The organism is Allosphingosinicella deserti, from assembly GCF_003012735.1.
Classification (GTDB): domain Bacteria; phylum Pseudomonadota; class Alphaproteobacteria; order Sphingomonadales; family Sphingomonadaceae; genus Allosphingosinicella; species Allosphingosinicella deserti.
The window spans coordinates 738137-753505 of record NZ_PXYI01000003.1 but is presented as its reverse complement, the minus strand read 5'-3'; the positions used below and the strand labels follow the sequence as shown (position 1 = coordinate 753505).

At 67.6% G+C, this 15369-nt stretch carries 12 protein-coding genes; 11 read left to right on the top strand and 1 reads right to left on the bottom strand.

All coding sequences use genetic code 11. The features are described from left to right. The first annotated feature begins 1 nt into the window (after position 1). Genes C7I55_RS11730 through C7I55_RS11705 form a run of 6 tightly spaced genes read left to right on the top strand, consistent with a single transcriptional unit; the run spans position 2 to position 8206 of the window. The gene (locus C7I55_RS11730; protein WP_106513079.1) at positions 2-1069 is read left to right on the top strand and encodes a TRAP transporter substrate-binding protein; all 1068 of its coding nucleotides are present in this window, start codon (positions 2-4) and stop codon (positions 1067-1069) included. Continuing rightward, a complete protein-coding gene (locus C7I55_RS11725; RefSeq protein WP_106513078.1) occupies positions 1066-2310 on the top strand; it encodes a CaiB/BaiF CoA transferase family protein in 1245 nt (414 codons plus the stop codon). Before C7I55_RS11730 ends, C7I55_RS11725 begins: the two co-directional genes overlap by 4 nt. Next, positions 2310-4730, top strand: a complete 2421-nt coding sequence (locus C7I55_RS11720; protein WP_199192792.1) for a 2-hydroxyacyl-CoA dehydratase family protein — start codon at positions 2310-2312, stop codon at positions 4728-4730. Before C7I55_RS11725 ends, C7I55_RS11720 begins: the two co-directional genes overlap by 1 nt. Further along, positions 4717-5913, top strand: coding sequence for a CaiB/BaiF CoA transferase family protein (locus tag C7I55_RS11715; RefSeq protein WP_158266393.1), 1197 nt, complete (start codon positions 4717-4719; stop codon positions 5911-5913). The genes C7I55_RS11720 and C7I55_RS11715 overlap by 14 nt, the downstream gene beginning before the upstream one ends. Continuing rightward, positions 5910-7094 carry a CaiB/BaiF CoA transferase family protein gene (locus C7I55_RS11710; RefSeq protein ID WP_106513076.1) on the top strand — a complete coding sequence of 395 codons (1185 nt, stop codon included), beginning with the start codon at positions 5910-5912 and terminating at the stop codon, positions 7092-7094. Before C7I55_RS11715 ends, C7I55_RS11710 begins: the two co-directional genes overlap by 4 nt. Before the next feature lie 2 nt (positions 7095-7096). Beyond that, the gene (locus C7I55_RS11705; protein ID WP_106513075.1) at positions 7097-8206 is read left to right on the top strand and encodes a CapA family protein; all 1110 of its coding nucleotides are present in this window, start codon (positions 7097-7099) and stop codon (positions 8204-8206) included. A 9-nt stretch (positions 8207-8215) separates the two neighbouring features. Here C7I55_RS11705 and C7I55_RS11700 read toward each other — a convergent pair whose 3' ends face one another. Then, on the bottom strand, positions 8216-10072 hold the full coding sequence (locus C7I55_RS11700; RefSeq protein ID WP_106513074.1) for a DUF885 domain-containing protein: 1857 nt from the start codon (positions 10070-10072) through the stop codon (positions 8216-8218). A 214-nt stretch (positions 10073-10286) separates the two neighbouring features. On the opposite strand from C7I55_RS11700, the gene C7I55_RS11695 reads away from it, so the two are divergent. From C7I55_RS11695 to C7I55_RS11675, 5 genes are all read left to right on the top strand, one after another. Beyond that, a complete protein-coding gene (locus tag C7I55_RS11695) occupies positions 10287-10718 on the top strand; it encodes a YciI family protein (RefSeq protein WP_106513073.1) in 432 nt (143 codons plus the stop codon). 61 nt (positions 10719-10779) lie between these two features. Then, entirely contained in the window at positions 10780-12027 is a 1248-nt protein-coding gene (locus tag C7I55_RS11690; protein WP_106513072.1) for an RNA polymerase sigma factor, read from the top strand. 148 nt (positions 12028-12175) lie between these two features. Further along, positions 12176-13063, top strand: coding sequence for a PhzF family phenazine biosynthesis protein (locus C7I55_RS11685; protein ID WP_106513071.1), 888 nt, complete (start codon positions 12176-12178; stop codon positions 13061-13063). Positions 13064-13143: 80 nt separating this feature from the next. Beyond that, positions 13144-13788 (top strand): retropepsin-like aspartic protease family protein, encoded by a 645-nt coding sequence (locus C7I55_RS11680; RefSeq protein ID WP_106513070.1) that lies wholly within the window; start codon positions 13144-13146, stop codon positions 13786-13788. Positions 13789-13869: 81 nt separating this feature from the next. Then, the gene (locus C7I55_RS11675; protein ID WP_233222163.1) at positions 13870-15369 is read left to right on the top strand and encodes an amidohydrolase family protein; all 1500 of its coding nucleotides are present in this window, start codon (positions 13870-13872) and stop codon (positions 15367-15369) included.

Below are 15369 nucleotides of genomic sequence, written 5' to 3'. Positions count from 1 at the left end.
CATGCGCACCTTGTTCCTGCTGATCCTTGCCGCCGTCGCGTCGGCCTGCTCGCCGCCGCCGCCGGCCGCCGATCATGTGCTGACCTATGCCAGTCCCTATCCGCCGACACATCCGTTCAGCCGTGCCGATATCGAATGGATGCGCCACGTCGAGAAAGCGAGCGGCGGGCGCATCGCGTTCAAGCCCTTCTGGGCGGGCGCGCTGATCTCGTCGGACATGAGCATGGTCGAGATCCGCCATGGCGTTGCGGACATCGGGCTGATCACGCCGATCTATTCGCGCGGCGGGGCCCACATGCTGCGCGCCCAGTCCGGCTTCTACGGCGGGGTCGTGGATCTCGCCGATCAGGTCCGGGTCTATGACTGCCTCGCGGCGAAATTCCCCGCCTTCGGCGACGAACTCGAAGGCTTGCACGTGCTGGCGGTTCAGGGCGGCAACTTTCCCGGGGTCCTGACGCGCAACCGCCCGGTGCGCTCGCTTGCCGATCTCAAGGGCCTGCGCCTGCGTGCCCAGAGCGATGCGATCGACGTGCTGAAGCGGCTCGGCGCGGATCCGGTCAACATGCCGATGGGAGAAGTCTATTCAGCGCTCGCCAAGGGCGTGATCGACGGGGTCGTCGCTCCGGCCGACACGATCCGCAGCCTTCATTTCTCCGAAGTCGCGCGCTATTTCACCAGTGTACACTTCAGCCGCGGCGCCTATCCCGCGCGCGCGATGTCCGATCGGGCATGGCGCCGGCTCCCTGCGGATCTGCAGGCCTTGCTGGCGGCGTCGAAGCCGGTCTGGGAAGCCGCGCTCGGGCGGGAAATCCTCAAGGCGGAACAGGCGGGAATCGCGTTCGGTCGCGAACATGGCATCCAGTTCCAGCCGCTGCCCGCATCCGAGCAGGCAAGCTTCGATCGTCTTTACGGCGAGTATGCACGCTTGCAGGCCGACCAACTCGCCGCCTTCGGTCTCGAAGGTCGGCCGGTGCTCGACGCCGCCCAGGCCCTTATTTCCGCGCGAAAATCGCGCAACGACAGCAGCTGCGGCCCGGCCGCAACCCCGATTCTGGAGACCAGAGGATGACTCAAACGCCACCGCGCCCGCTCGAAGGGCTGCGGGTGATCGATCTCACCCGCGCGCTTGCCGGCCCCTATGCAACGCTCCTTCTCGCCGGGCTCGGCGCCGAGGTGATCAAGGTCGAGCAGCCGCAGGGCGGCGATCTCGCCCGCGAGAACAGCCCCTATGTGGGCCGCGACGGCATCGTCGTCGAGCGCCGGCACGAGGACGACATCTCGATCTCGCACCTCACCCGCGCGCGCGGTAAATATGGCGTTGCGCTCGATCTCAAGAAGCCGGAGGCCCGACAGGTCTTTGCCGATCTGGTGCGCACGGCCGACATCGTCGTCGAGAATTTCACGGCTGGCACCGCCGATCGTCTCGGCGTCGGCTACGAAGCCGCGCGCGCCGCCAATCCGCGCATCGTCTATTGTTCCCTGAGCGGCTTCGGCGCCGACGATCTCGAGGGCGGCAAGGCGATGGACGTGATCATTCAGGCGCTCAGCGGGGCGATGTTCAGCAGCGGCGAGCCTGGCGAACCGCCCGTGCGCTTCGGAATTCCCATCGCCGACATGCTCGCGCCGGTCTTCTCGGTGATCGGCATCCTCGCAGCGATCGAACAGCGTCACCGCACCGGGGTCGGCCAGCATGTCGACGTGTCGATGCTCGGTGCGCTGACCTCGTTCGTCGCGATCGAGAATTGGTCGGCGATGGCGGCGGCAGGCATGGCGTCGCGGACCGGGCTCACCGTTCGGCGGCTTTCCCCATTCGGAGTGTTCGAATGCGCGGACGGCTACGTCGCGCTGGTCGCGGTGCACGAAAAGCTCGCGCGCGGCCTGTTCCGCGCGATGGGCGCGCCCGAGCTTGGCGACGATTCCCGCTTCGCCAGCCGCGACGTGCGGGTCGCCAATGCCCACGATCTCGAAGAGCGGATCAACGCCTGGTCGCGCGGGCTGCCGACCGCCGAGGTGGTCCGCCGGCTCGAAGCGGAAGGGGTGCCGGTGGCGCCCGTCCGCCACCCCGAGGATGCCCTGGTCGATCCCCGGGTCGTCGGCCGCAACGAGACCATGCCGATTGCCCATCCCGACTATGACTCGGAGATCGACCTTCGCACCGCCGGAATCCCGATCCAATTCTCCGAGGCGCGCACCGGATTCGACGATGCGCTGCCGGTGCGGATCGGCGAGCATAATGACGCCATCTATCGCACCCTGCTCGGCTACTCGCCCGAAATGCTGGAGAAGCTCTCCGCGGCGGGCGTGGTCTGATGCCGGACGGGTTCGCCTTCGATGATCCAGCCGCGATCATCGCCGGCGCGGACCGGCCGGTGGTGCGCACGATTGGACTCGACGCCCCGCGCGAGATGTTGCTCGCCGCCGGCCTGCTGCCGATCCGCCTCGTCGCTCCGGCCGGACTGGCGACGCCCCGCGCCGACGCGCTGATGGGCGACACCGCAATGGGCCTTCGCGGCAAGCGGCTGCTCGAGCAGATACTCCACCCCACGCACCGCGACATTCCGCTGCTGATCACGCAGGCGGATTCCGAGCAGCCCCAGATCTTCGCCGCGCTTCGCGAGCTTCGCCGGCTCGGTGAGCCCGTGCCGGGCCAGATCCACTTCCTCGATCTCCTCCATCTCGATCGCGAAGCGTCGCGCCGCTACAATCGCCATCGTCTCGCCCAATGCGCCGCCTGGCTCGAGCGGATCGGCGGCAGCACCGTTTCGGACGCGGCCCTCGCCGCACAGATCGCAACGGCAGACTGCCAGCATGCCCTGTTCACCCGCCTCGCGCAGCTCCGCCGTGCGGACGACCCGCGGATCACCGGTACGGACATGCTGCGCATCGCGGGCGCAGCGGCGATCATGGCGCCCGAGGCGCATAATGCGGCGATGGGGGATGTCCTGGGTTCGGCCGACGCCCTCGCCGCTCGCCCAGGCACCCGCCTGTTCGTCACAGGCAGCGCGCACGAACATGCCGATCTCTATGCCCTGATCGAACGGGCCGGCGCGATCATCGTCGGCGAGGATCATGGCTGGGGCGAACCTTATCTTGAAGCGCACCTCGCGCACCCGACGGTCGAAGCCTGCGCCGATCCGCGCCTGCGCCCTCCGGCGCGGACGGTGCCGCCGGGGGTCCGTGCGCAACAGCTCGTCGAGCGGGTCGCGGCGTGCAGGGCGGAGATGATCCTCCACATCTCCATCGACGGCGACGAGGCGGCACCCTGGGATATCGCGGCCATGCGGCGTGCGCTCCCTGATGTGCCGTTTCTTGCCGTGCGAACCTCGCTCGACGGCGACGAAGCGTTCGGCGAGCAGGTCCGGCGCTTCCTCTCGGGCGAGCCCGAGACGTCGGCGATTCCCGCGGTCAAGGCAAGCACGCCGAAGCCGCCCGCGGGTGCCCGCAGCCGCAAGTCGCTCGACTCCGTCGCGACCTTCGGCAGCTACCAGCGCGACTGGTTCGCCTCGGTACGCCAGCAGGTCGCCGACGGAGCACCGTTCGCGATGGTCAATGCCAACGCGCCGCAGGAGATTCTGCGTGCGCTCGACGTGCCGTTCGTGGTCAACCAATGGTGGGCCTCGATCGTCGCCGCCAAGCAGCAATCCGGCCGCTATCTCGGCCTGCTCGCGGCGCGCGACTTCCCGACCGACGTCGAGGCCTATAGCGCGCAGGGCCTCGCCGCGACCTTCGACGAGGATGCGGCGCTTGCGCCCTGGGGCGGGCTGCCACGGCCGAACTTCCTGCACGCAATCCTGTCGAGCGATGCAACGGCCAAGATCTTCCGCGAATGGGCGGACGCGGCGGGCGCGACTCCGTTCCTGTACGAGCGAACCGTCGATCCGCGCCCCGACATCACGACCCGCTGGTGGGAGGATCTGCCCGAACGCTGGGACTCGGTGCTCGAGCCCGAGCGGATCGACCTGATGGTCGCCGAGCTCGAGACGGTGATCGCCGCGATCGAAGTGCAGACCGGCCGGACCTTCTCGCCCGATCGCTTTGCCGAGGTGATGGCACTGGTGAACGAGCAGGAGGATTATTACCGCCGCACCCGCGATCTGATGGCAAGGACCATCCCGGCACCGATCTCGATCGTCGATTCAATGCCGGCGACGATGGTCCCGCAATGGCATCGCGGAACGGTGTGGGCGCGCGATGCGGCCAAGGCATTCTACGAGGAGGTCGTCGCACGCGTCGAAGGCGGTCTCTCCGCGGTGCCGAACGAGCGCGTTCGGCTGATGTGGGTAGGCCGCGGCCTGTGGAGCGACATGGGCTTCTACCAGAAATGGGAGGAGAGCCACGGCGCGGTGTTCGTCTGGTCGATGTATCTCGCGCTCGCGGCCGACGGCTATATCCGCAGCACCGAAGGCGGCCGCGATCCGATGCGCGCGCTCGCCGCGCGCTTCCTGACGATGGGCGACGAATTGCGCATGCCGACCTGGGCGGGACCGTGGAACGTGCGCGAGGCGCAGACCCATCAGGTCGACGGCGTGGTGGCGCTGCGCGATGCCGATCCGTTCGTGGTCCGGGCGTTACGCGATGCCGGAATCCCGGTGCTGCAACTGAGCGTCGACAATTTCAGCCGCGAAGGCGAGGACCAGGGCGCCGTTGAGGCCGAGGTCACTGCCTTCATCGAAGGCGAGGCGCGTACGCGCGCGGACGCCCGCCATGGAGGCGCGGATGTCCGCGCTTGAGGGACTGCGCATCGTCGATTTCTCGCGCTTCCTGCCCGGTGCCTATGCGAGCTGGATAGCGGCCGATCTCGGCGCCGAGGTGATCCGCATCGAGCATCCGCGCGAGCTCGCCAAGCACAAGGCGATGTTCGGCGGCGACGAGGATCCGCGCGCGGCGGCGCGGCGCCGTGCCCGACCCACCTACACGCGCAACAAGAGCAGCCTGCTGATCAATCCGGGCCACGAACAGGCCCGGCCGGTTCTCCACAAGCTGATCGCCGAGGCCGACATCCTGATCGAGGATTACCGGCCCGGAGTGCTCGCGAAGATGGGCTACGGCTATGCCGCCATGGCGGCGCTCAACCCGCGACTGATTTACTGCTCCGTCTCCTTCGCGGGCCAGACCGGGCCCTATGCCGCGCGGGCCGGCCACGATCCCGCGGCCCTCGCGCTTGCCGGTGCGCTGTCGCGGCTGAACGGTCTCCCCACGCCGACATTGCCCGGGCTTCAAGTCGCAGATGTCCTCGCCGGCTGTCATGCGACGATCGCCATGCTCGCAGCGCTGCAGGCGCGCGCGAAAAGCGGACGCGGCCAGCATGCCGATATCGCCATGTCCGATGCGAGCATGCCGCTGCTGATGGTGACGATGGGCCGCCATGACGACCTCGAAGGGCTCGCACCGCCCGGCGGCGCCTGGCATCCCAAAGGCGGCGTGTGGGAATGCGCCGACGGTGGCTGGCTCTGCACGACCGACATGGAGCCGGCCTACTGGGCCCGCTTCTGCGCGGCGATCGGACGAAGCGACCTGGCGCCGCTTCAACATGACATCGCCCGTCATCCGCAGATCGAAGCGGAGCTGAAAGCCCTTTTCCGGACTCGGCCGCGCGATTCCTGGTTCGCGCTGCTGACCGCCGCCGACACCCAGGCGATGCCGGTGCTGTCGATCGCCGAGGCGCTTGCCGATCCCCACAATCGTGCGCGCGACATGGTAAGAGATGTGGCGGTGAACGGGGACGATCGCGGGGTCGTGCAGCTTGGCCTGCCCTTTCACCTGTCCGACAGCCCGCCGCGCGCGCCCGTTGTGGCCGGCCTGCCGGGCGCCGACACCGAGGCGATCCTGGAACGTCTCGGCTTTGATGAAGCGGCGCGTGAGGCGCTGGCCAAGAGCGGCGCATTCGACGCCGGCCAGGGAGAGAGACGATGAACGCCCTCGAGGGGATCAAGGTGCTCGATCTCACCCACGCAATCTCGGGCCCGACCTGCACCCAGATGCTGCGCCAACTCGGCGCAGAGGTGATCAAGATCGAGCCGCCCGAGGCCGGTGACGCCTTTCGACATTATACCGAACATGCCGGCGTGCCGAAAATGAGCATCCCGTTCGCCGCGGTGAATGCCGGCAAGAAATCGGTGACGCTCAACCTCAAGAGCGACGAAGGCCTGGGCATCGCGCGCCGGCTCGCCGCCGAAGCGGACATCGTCGTCGAGAATTTCCGTCCGGGAGTGCTCGCCCGGCTCGGTCTCGGCTACGAGATCCTGCGCGCCGACAATCCACGGGTGATCCTGCTCTCGTTGAGCGGCTTCGGTCAGACCGGACCGATGAAGGATTGGGGCGCCTACGATCATATCGCCCAGGCCGTCTCCGGCATGGCGATCATGAACGCCAATGCCGACGGGCCGCAGAAGGTGGGTATGCCGATCGTCGATTCCTTCTCCGGCTATCTCGGCGTCATCGCCTTGCTCGCCGCGCTCAGAAAGCGCGACGCGACGGGCCTGGGCGAATATTGCGACGTGGCAATGCTCGATGCGGCGCTGAAGCTGATCGCCACCGGAGTCTCGGTCTGGTCCTATACCGGCGACGCGCCGAAGGGCACCGGCAATCGGGGCTACCGGCTCGTCGCCACGGCCGAATTCTACCCCACCGGCGAAGGCTGGATTGCGCTGGGTGCTAACCACCAGCACCAGATCGCGGCGATGTTCAGGGTGTTCGGTCACGCCGCGATGATCGACGATCCGCGCTTCCGCGACCATCAGGCGCGGGTCGACAATTATGATGCCCTGAAAGCCTGGCTGACCGACTTCCTTGCCGAGCGGCGCGCCGCCGATCTCGAACGCGAACTCACCGGCGCCGGCGTTCCCGCGGCGATGATCCGCGATGTCGGGCAGATTGCCGGCCATCCGCATCTCGCCCAGCGCGGGCTGCTCCAGGAGGCGACACTGCCGGGATCGGACCGGCCGCTGGCCGTGGTCGGCCCCGGTTTTGCTGCCGAGCGCGAGGCGACACCGCCGGTGGTGCCGGCGCTAGGTGCCGACACGAACCGAGTCCTGGCCGCGCTCGGCTATGACGCCCAGGAGGTTGCACGGCTGCACGCGTCCGGCGTGGTCTGATCATGGCCGCGCTCGACCTTCTCTTTCTCGGCGACATCATCCTCGACGTGCCGGACCCGGACCATTGGCTCGCCGGCATCGCGCCGCTCACCCGCGCCGCCGACCTGGCCATCGGCCACCTCGAAGTGCCGCACACACGGCGGGGTGTCGAGCTGACGGGGGACGTCCCCGCACCGGGAGCCGACCCCGATCACCTCGCCGCTCTGGCCCGTGCCGGCATTTCGGCGGTCAGCATGGCGGGCAACCATATCGCCGATTGCGGTGCGATCGGCATCGCCGACACGATCGCCGAGCTCGATCGGCTCGGCATAGCCCATTGCGGCGCCGGCGCCGACCTCGTGGCCGCAACTGCCCCTGCCCTCCTCGAACGCGACGGACGCCGGATCGCCTTGCTGAGCTACAATGCGGTCGGGCCCGAAATCAGCTGGGCCGGGACGGGCAAGGCCGGCAGCGCCTACGTGACGGTGCGCGCCGCCGACGGCGGCCCGAGCCGCCCGCAGGCCGATCTCGTCGAGGCCGACCCGGAATCGGTGGCCGCAATGTCGGATGCCATCGCCCGGGCCCGAGCCGACGCCGATCTCGTCATCGTCGCCCTGCACAAGGGCATCACGCACAGGCCTGCCGCGCTCGCCCCTTACGAGCGTCCGCTCGCTACCGCCGCAATCGACGCCGGCGCCGACATCGTGGTCGGCCACCATGCGCATATCGCACGCGGCATCGAATTCCATCGCGGCAGGCCGATCTTCCACGGCCTCGGCAATGGCGTGGTGGTTACCCACGCGCTCAGCCCCGCCCAGGACCACCCCGCCCGCGCCGAATGGGCCGAACGGCGCAAGCGCCTGTTCGGCTTCGAGCCGGATCCCGCCTACACGCTGGCGCCGTTCCACCCGGAGGCGGTGAACGGGATGATCGGCCGTGTGCGCTGGCATTCGGACGGCCGGCTCGAAACCGGCTTCATTCCGATCTGGAGCGAGCCGCCGGGGCGGCCCGTCCCGGCGGGCGCCCGCACGATCGATATCGCCGATTACATCGACGAGATCGGACGCAAGGCGGGGCTGCCGCCGCTGATCCGGGAAGATCGCGGCGGCTGGGTCCGACTGCTGACCGACTGACCTTGAGGCTCAGCCCTTCTGCTGGGCGATCCACTGGTCGACATTGCGCTCCAGGATGTCGAGCGGCACCGGTCCCGACAGCAGCACCGCGTCGTGGAAGCCCTTGATGTCGAACCGGTCGCCGAGCGCAACGCGGGCGCGCTCGCGCAATTCCTCGATCTTGAGCTTGCCGACCATGTAGGCGGTCGCCTGCCCCGGATAGACGACGTAGCGTTCGATCGCCTTGACGATCCCGCCTTTGGCGTCGGCGCTATTGTCCTCGACATATTTGATCGCCTGTTCGCGGGTCCATCTCTTGTGGTGAATGCCGGAATCGACGACGAGCCGGATCGCGCGGTGGAGCTCGAGCTGCAGCCGGCCGAAATCGCGATACGGATCCTTGTATTGGCCCATATCCTTGGCCAGCCGCTCCGAATAGAGACCCCAGCCCTCGCTATACGCGGTGAAGCCGCCGAACTGCCGGAACGGCGGGACCTTGCCGCCGAGCTCGGTCTGCACCGCCCGCTGGAGATGGTGACCGGGGATCCCCTCATGGTAGAACAGGGCCTCGATCTCGGTCGCGGGCATGTCGTTCATATCGTAGAGATTGACGTAATAGGTACCGGGCCGCGAACCGTCCGGTGCCGGGCTCTGATAGAAGGCCTTGCCCGCCGATTTCTCGCGGAAGGGCTCGACCGGCTTCACAACCAGAGGCGATTTCGGCGTGGTCCCGAAATAGTCCGGAAGCAGCTTCTCCATCTCGGCATTGGCCTTCTGGGTCTCCGCCAGATAGGCCTGCCGCCCGGCTTCGTCGTTGGACAGCAGGAACTGCTTGTCGGTGCGCATCTTTTCGAAGAATTGCTGCAAGGTGCCGGCGAAGCCGACCCGCGTCATGATTCCGCGCATCTCGCCGTGGATGCGCTCGACCTGCTGAAGGCCGAGCGTATGGATCTGCTCCGGACCCATTCCGGTCGTCGTGTAGAAACGCAGCAGGGCTTCATATTGCGCAGCCCCGTTCGGGAACCGCCAGATGCCGTCGTCGGTGCCGGCCGCCTTCTGCTGCGCCTGCATCAGCGCGATCACCCGCTGATAGGCAGGCTTCACCTTCTCGACGAGCGCCTTGCGCCCCGCCTCTATCAACCGGGTCTTCTCGGCCGCCGATATGTCGAGCTTGTTCACCTTGGCCTTGAAGTCCGCAAAGAGGGCGCTGTCCGCGCCCGGCGCATAGGGCGCGCCGGAGATGATGTTGCGGGCATCGTCGATGACATAAGGGAACACCCATTTGGGCGGCAGCACGCCAAGCGCCTGCCGCGCCTTCGCTTCCGCGATCGACTGGTCGAGATAGGTGTCGAGGGTCTGCAGGCGCGCGAGATAGGCCTCGGCATCGGCGAGGCTGTCGACGCGGTGGATGTTGATCAGAAAAGCGGGCCCTTCGCTCTGGGCGCCGTTCATCTGATCGAACACATAAGCGTGCTTGCGATAGGGATAAAGCGTTTCGCCGCGTTCGACGCGGTTGACGAAGATGTCGTAGCTCAACTGGTCCCCGGGCGAGAGCGCAGCGCGATCGAACCGGCTGCGCAGCTCGGCCAGTGTGCGCAGGTCGAGCGCACGATCGGCTTCGTCCGCAGCGTCGCCGACATCGTCCCACTTGCCGTAATCGGCATCGCGGATGCCGCGATAGGCCTTGCCGAGCGGCGACATCGCAAGCTCGGCCTTGTCATAAGCCTCGAACAAGGCGGCAAGCTCGGCGCTCGGCTGCGCCGCGGGCGCGGCTTCGGCGGCTGCCGGGTCGGTCCCAGGCGGCGGCGTCTCGATCGTCTCGGCAGGGGGAGTCGCCGCGCAGGCGGCAATCAGGAACGTGGACGCGAGCAGGATCGAGCGAAGCATTAAAAACCCCTTGTTCTGGATCGTTGGCGCCGAGCCTAAGCGGGCGGATCGGTCCCGCCAAGCCGTAGGTTCACGAGGTGCTCGCGGCCGTCCGTCCCGAGTCACGCGCCGGCTGGACAGGGCCGCTCGACGGCAGGCACAATTTATTTCAGCTTCGATGTCGGCTGGGCGCCCACGGCGACGTCCTTGAGGCGCCAACATGAGGAGACGGAAGATGCGTGTGATAGTGTTTGTGAAGGCGACCCGGAACAGCGAAGCCGGCGAGATGCCGAAGGAGGAAATGCTGGCGGCGATGATGAACTACAATGAGGAGCTGGTGAAAGCCGGGATCATGCTCGCCGGCGAAGGCCTCCACCCCTCTTCCCGAGGCGCTCGGATCCACTTCGACGGCGCGTCGCGAACGGTCACCGATGGTCCGTTCGCCGAGACCAAGGAACTGGTCGCCGGATTCTGGATCTGGAACGTCGCCTCGATGGAAGAGGCGATCGAATGGGCGAAGAAATGCCCGAACCCGATGCCCGGCCCGTCGGACCTCGAAATCCGGCCGATCTTCGAGGCCGAGGATTTCGGCGCCGAATTCACCCCCGAGCTTCGCGAGCAGGAAGAGCGCCTGCGCCAGCAAGTCGCAGGCTCGGCCGACGCCTGATCCCCTGCCCCCGCAGGCGGCCCGGGCAGATCCCGGGCCGCCTTTTCCGCCGGAGATCGGCATGACGATCGATCCACGATCGCTGGACACGATCCTGTCCGGCGCGCGTCCCCGCGCTCTCGCAGCCCTGCTGCGCTATTTCCGCGATCTCGATGCGGCCGAGGAGGCGTTCCAGAATGCGTGCCTGCGGGCGCTGCGGAGCTGGCCGGATACGGGATTGCCGCGCGATCCCACCGCCTGGCTGATCCTGGTCGGGCGCAACAGCGGCATCGACGCGGCACGGCGGGCGTCGCGCTTCGGTGCGCTGCCGGACGAGATTGCGATCTCCGACACGGCCGACGTCGAGGAAGAACTCGCCGAGCAGCTCGACGGCGCCGCATATGCCGACGATCTGCTTCGCCTGCTGTTCATCTGCTGCCACCGCGATCTCCCGCCCGCACAACAGATCGCGCTCGCCCTGCGCATCGTGTCAGGGCTGTCGGTCCGCCAGATCGCCCGCGCCTTTCTGGTCGGCGACGCCGCAATGGAGCAACGGATCACCCGCGCCAAACGCGTCATCGCCAATGCGGATGTCGCGTTCGAGGCACCGGCGCCGCTCGCTCGCGCGGAGCGAATCGCGTCGGTCGCGGCGATGCTCTATTTGCTCTTCAACGAGGGCTATACGGCAAGCGAGCAGGTTTCCGCACGGGAACCCTTTTGCGACGAGGCGATCCGCCTGGCACGCTTGCTCCAAACGATGTTCCCCGACGAGCCGGAACTGATCGGCCTCGCCGCCTTGATGCTGCTCCAGCATGCGCGCCGCGCCGCCCGCTTCGACGCCGAGGGTGCGGTCGTCCTGCTCGAACGGCAGGATCGAAGCCGCTGGGACGAGACGATGATCAGCGAAGGTCTCGTCCTCCTCGCCCGTGCCTTTCGCCTCGGCCGCGCGGGCCGCTACCAGATCGAGGCGGCGATCGCCGCGCTGCACAGCCGGGCACCAAGCTTCGATGAGACCGACTGGCCGCAGATCGCCGCGCTTTACGAGAAGCTGGAGCTCTACGCGCCCTCGCCCGTCGTCCTGCTCAACCGTGCTGCCGCAGTCTCGATGGCACAGGGTCCTGCGCCCGCTCTCGACATGATGCTGCCGCTGGAGCGTGCGCTTTCCTCCTATTTCTATTTTCACGGCCTCAAGGGTCATCTGCTGCAGCGGCTCGGCCGCGACGACGAGGCGCGTGCGGCGTTCAACCTGGCGATCGGGCTCGCCAACACCGCCGCCGAAGCCGCGCAGATCCGCCTCTATCTGGATGCACTGACACCGGGCCGAGACTGAGGTGCCAAATCCTCGGCAAGCGTGCTTGGGGAGTATCTACGATCCTGGCTTGAAACCTCCGAATTGGCAGCCCGACTTGTACGGGCCGCAAGCCGTTGCACATGCGTCACGAATGCCTATCTCGCATTCTCTTGTCGTGGAGTTCCCGATGCGCCGCTTCCCGTTCGTGACCGTCGACGTGTTCACCGCCAGCCGTTTCGGCGGCAACCAGCTCGCCGTGTTCCCGGATGCACGCGGGCTCAGCGACGCCGAGATGCAGTCGCTGGCGGCTGAGATGAATTATAGCGAGACCACCTTCGTGCTCCCGCCCGACGATCCCGCGAACACGGCCCGGGTGCGGATCTTCCACCGCACCGCCGAGATGCCGTTCGCCGGCCATCCCAATGTCGGCACCGGCTATGTGCTCGCCGCGCAGGCGGCGAACGGCGCGAATGCGCTCCGCTTCGAGGAGATAGCCGGGCTGGTCGAGGTGCGGATCGCGCGCGACGCGGACGGGCATCCGACCGGCGCGGAAATCGATGCGCCGCAGCCGCTCGAGATCCTGGAGACGTTGCCGAGCGCTGCCATCGCCGCGTGCCTCGGCCTCTCGCCCGCCCACGTGGTGACGACCACCCATGGTCCGGTTCGCGCCAGCGTCGGGGTCGATTTCGTGCTGGTCGAGATCGTCGAGGACGCGATCGCCCGGGCCGCGCCGGATCTCACGGCCTATCGCCGGCTGGCGGGAACCGATCTCACCGCCGCCGAGCGCCTGTCGATCCTTCTCTACAGCCGCAACGGCAATCGCATCCACGCACGCATGTTCGCGCCGCTTTCGGGCACGTGGGAGGATCCGGCGACGGGCAGCGCCAACGCGACCCTCGGCGCCCTTCTGCTCTCGTTCACCGACGAGGACAGCGCCGCGTTCGTCGTCAGCCAGGGCGCCGAAATGGGCCGACCGAGCATTTTGCACGTCACCGCCCGGCGCACGGCCGAGGGAATTCGCGCAAGCGTCGGCGGCGGATGCGTGCCGGTGCTCACCGGCGAGGCGCAGCTCTGAGCCTCTCGGCGGCGGACGCGGTCGCGGGATCGAAAACACCCCCGCGCGGTTGAACCCGAACAGGCGGCTATACGGACATCATGCCCACCACGATCACGCCGGAATGGCAGCATATCGCGCTCTACGCCGTGATCGCGGCGGTGGCGCTGATCCTCATCCAGCGCATCCCGATCATAGGCCGGCTGATCCGCTTCGCCCTGTCCTTCGCCCTGCTCGCTTTCTGCCTCTATCTGCTGATCCAGCAGGCGCCCTATCAGCCGTTCCTTGCGGGGATCGCCGACAAGATCGGGCTCGACCGCCAGGAGGTGGTCGGGCGCGAAGTGCGTCTGCGAATGGCGCCGGACGGCCATTTCTGGGCCAATGCGACGCTGAATGGCGTCAGACGACGGATGCTGATCGACAGCGGCGCGACGATCACCGCCATCTCCGAAGAGACGGCGGTCGCCGCCGGCATCGATGGAGAGAGCGGGCTCGTGCCGGTGATGATGCGCACCGCCAACGGAGTCGTGCCGGCGCGCACCGGGACGATCGACGAGCTGCGTCTCGGCAACGTCGTGGCCCGCGACCTCAAGGTCGTGGTCTCGCCCGGCCTCGGTACTCTCGACGTCATCGGCATGAACTTCCTCTCGAAACTCGCCTCCTGGCGGGTCGAGGGACGCACGCTGGTCCTCGTCCCCCACAATCCTCAGCCCACCGACTCCGGGGAGTCAAAAGGCAAGCGCTGACCGCTGCGCCGAGTCTGCCTGTCTGGCAATGACGACGTTGACCGCTTAGGCGAGATGCGACTCATTTGCGGAGCGCAAAGCATGCGGAAATTGATCGGCTTGCTGCTGGGTGCGACCATGCTGGTGGCTGCCGCGTCGCCTGTGCGGGTCGACGTCGGCGCGCGGATCCTTCCGCCGGCGGCCGCGCCGGGCAAGGCAGTGACGCCATTCGTGAAGATTTCGGGGAAGACCATCGCCCTCACCCATGTCCGCGTCATCGACGGCACCGGTGCGAAGCCGCTCGAGGACCGCACTGTGATCATCGAGAACGGCCGCATTGCCGCGATCCAGCCGGCCGGGGCGCGCGTGCCCGCGGGCGCGACGATCGTCGACATGACGGGTCGCAGCGTGCTGCCCGGCATCGTCGGCATGCACGACCACATGTATTATATCGCGCGCCCCGATCTCGATGCCGACGGCCATGCCGACGTCCCGAGCCCGCTCGTTCCGCAGATGACGTTCAGCGCGCCGCGTCTTTATCTCGCCGCCGGCGTGACGACGATGCGCACCACCGGCAGCGTCGAGCCCTACACCGACCTGAACGTCAAGGCGCAGATCGACGCGGGCGCGATGCCGGGGCCGCACATGGACGTGACCGGCCCTTATCTGGAGGGACCGAACAGCCCCTTCATCCAGATGCACCAACTCAGGGACGCGGACGAGGCCCGCAAGATGGTGGCCTTCTGGGCGGATCAGGGCGTGACCTCGTTCAAGGCCTATATGAACATCACGCGCGCGCAGCTCAAAGCGGCGATCGACGAGGCGCATCGCCGCGGGCTCAAGGTGACGGGCCATCTCTGCTCGGTCACCTATCCCGAGGCGGCAGCGCTCGGCATCGACGATCTCGAGCACGGTTTCTGGGTCAACACCCAGAACGATCCTGGAAAGGTGCCGGATCTCTGCCCTCCGACGGTCGGCGCGCCGACCCTCGCCGGCATGGGGGCCGGGAGCCCGGAGGCAAAGGCGCTGATCAAGCTGCTTGTGGATGCGAAGGTGGCGATCACCTCCACGCTGCCCGTCTTCGAGCCGAGTTCGCCTAATTACCGGCCACTGAGCGAGGAAGCGCTCGCCGCGTTGAGCCCGCAAGCGCGCGCCGATTACCTCATCCTGCGCAGTCTCGCCGCCAAGGCACCGGCCGAACGCGCGGCGGCACGGGCCAGGCTGTGGGGCAACGAACTGAAGCTGGAACGCGCCTTCGTCGCCGCCGGAGGTTTGCTGGTCGCCGGCCCCGATCCGACCGGCGCCGGGAACGTCCTGCCCGGCTATGGCGATCAGCGGGCGATCATGCTGCTGGTAGAGGGCGGCTTCACGCCGCTGGAAGCGATCCGGATCGGCACGTTGAACGGCGCAAACTATCTTGGCCTCGCCGATCGCATCGGCTCGATCGCGACCGGCAAGATCGCCGATCTGATCGTCGTCCGCGGCGATCCTTCGCAGCGCATCGCCGACATCGAGAATGTCGAAACCGTGTTCAAGGACGGCATCGGCTACGACAGCGCCGCGCTCCGCGCCTCTGTGCAGGGACGCTACGGCCAGTATTAG

Coding starts and splice junctions, on each gene's coding strand:
- C7I55_RS11675 (WP_233222163.1), top strand. CDS start 13,870: ATGCGGAAATTGATCGGCTTGCTGCTGGGTGCGACCATGCTGGTGGCT.
- C7I55_RS11725 (WP_106513078.1), top strand. CDS start 1,066: ATGACTCAAACGCCACCGCGCCCGCTCGAAGGGCTGCGGGTGATCGAT.
- C7I55_RS11690 (WP_106513072.1), top strand. CDS start 10,780: ATGACGATCGATCCACGATCGCTGGACACGATCCTGTCCGGCGCGCGT.
- C7I55_RS11730 (WP_106513079.1), top strand. CDS start 2: ATGCGCACCTTGTTCCTGCTGATCCTTGCCGCCGTCGCGTCGGCCTGC.
- C7I55_RS11705 (WP_106513075.1), top strand. CDS start 7,097: ATGGCCGCGCTCGACCTTCTCTTTCTCGGCGACATCATCCTCGACGTG.
- C7I55_RS11695 (WP_106513073.1), top strand. CDS start 10,287: ATGCGTGTGATAGTGTTTGTGAAGGCGACCCGGAACAGCGAAGCCGGC.
- C7I55_RS11685 (WP_106513071.1), top strand. CDS start 12,176: ATGCGCCGCTTCCCGTTCGTGACCGTCGACGTGTTCACCGCCAGCCGT.
- C7I55_RS11720 (WP_199192792.1), top strand. CDS start 2,310: ATGCCGGACGGGTTCGCCTTCGATGATCCAGCCGCGATCATCGCCGGC.
- C7I55_RS11680 (WP_106513070.1), top strand. CDS start 13,144: ATGCCCACCACGATCACGCCGGAATGGCAGCATATCGCGCTCTACGCC.
- C7I55_RS11715 (WP_158266393.1), top strand. CDS start 4,717: ATGTCCGCGCTTGAGGGACTGCGCATCGTCGATTTCTCGCGCTTCCTG.
- C7I55_RS11710 (WP_106513076.1), top strand. CDS start 5,910: ATGAACGCCCTCGAGGGGATCAAGGTGCTCGATCTCACCCACGCAATC.
- C7I55_RS11700 (WP_106513074.1), bottom strand. CDS start 10,072: ATGCTTCGCTCGATCCTGCTCGCGTCCACGTTCCTGATTGCCGCCTGC.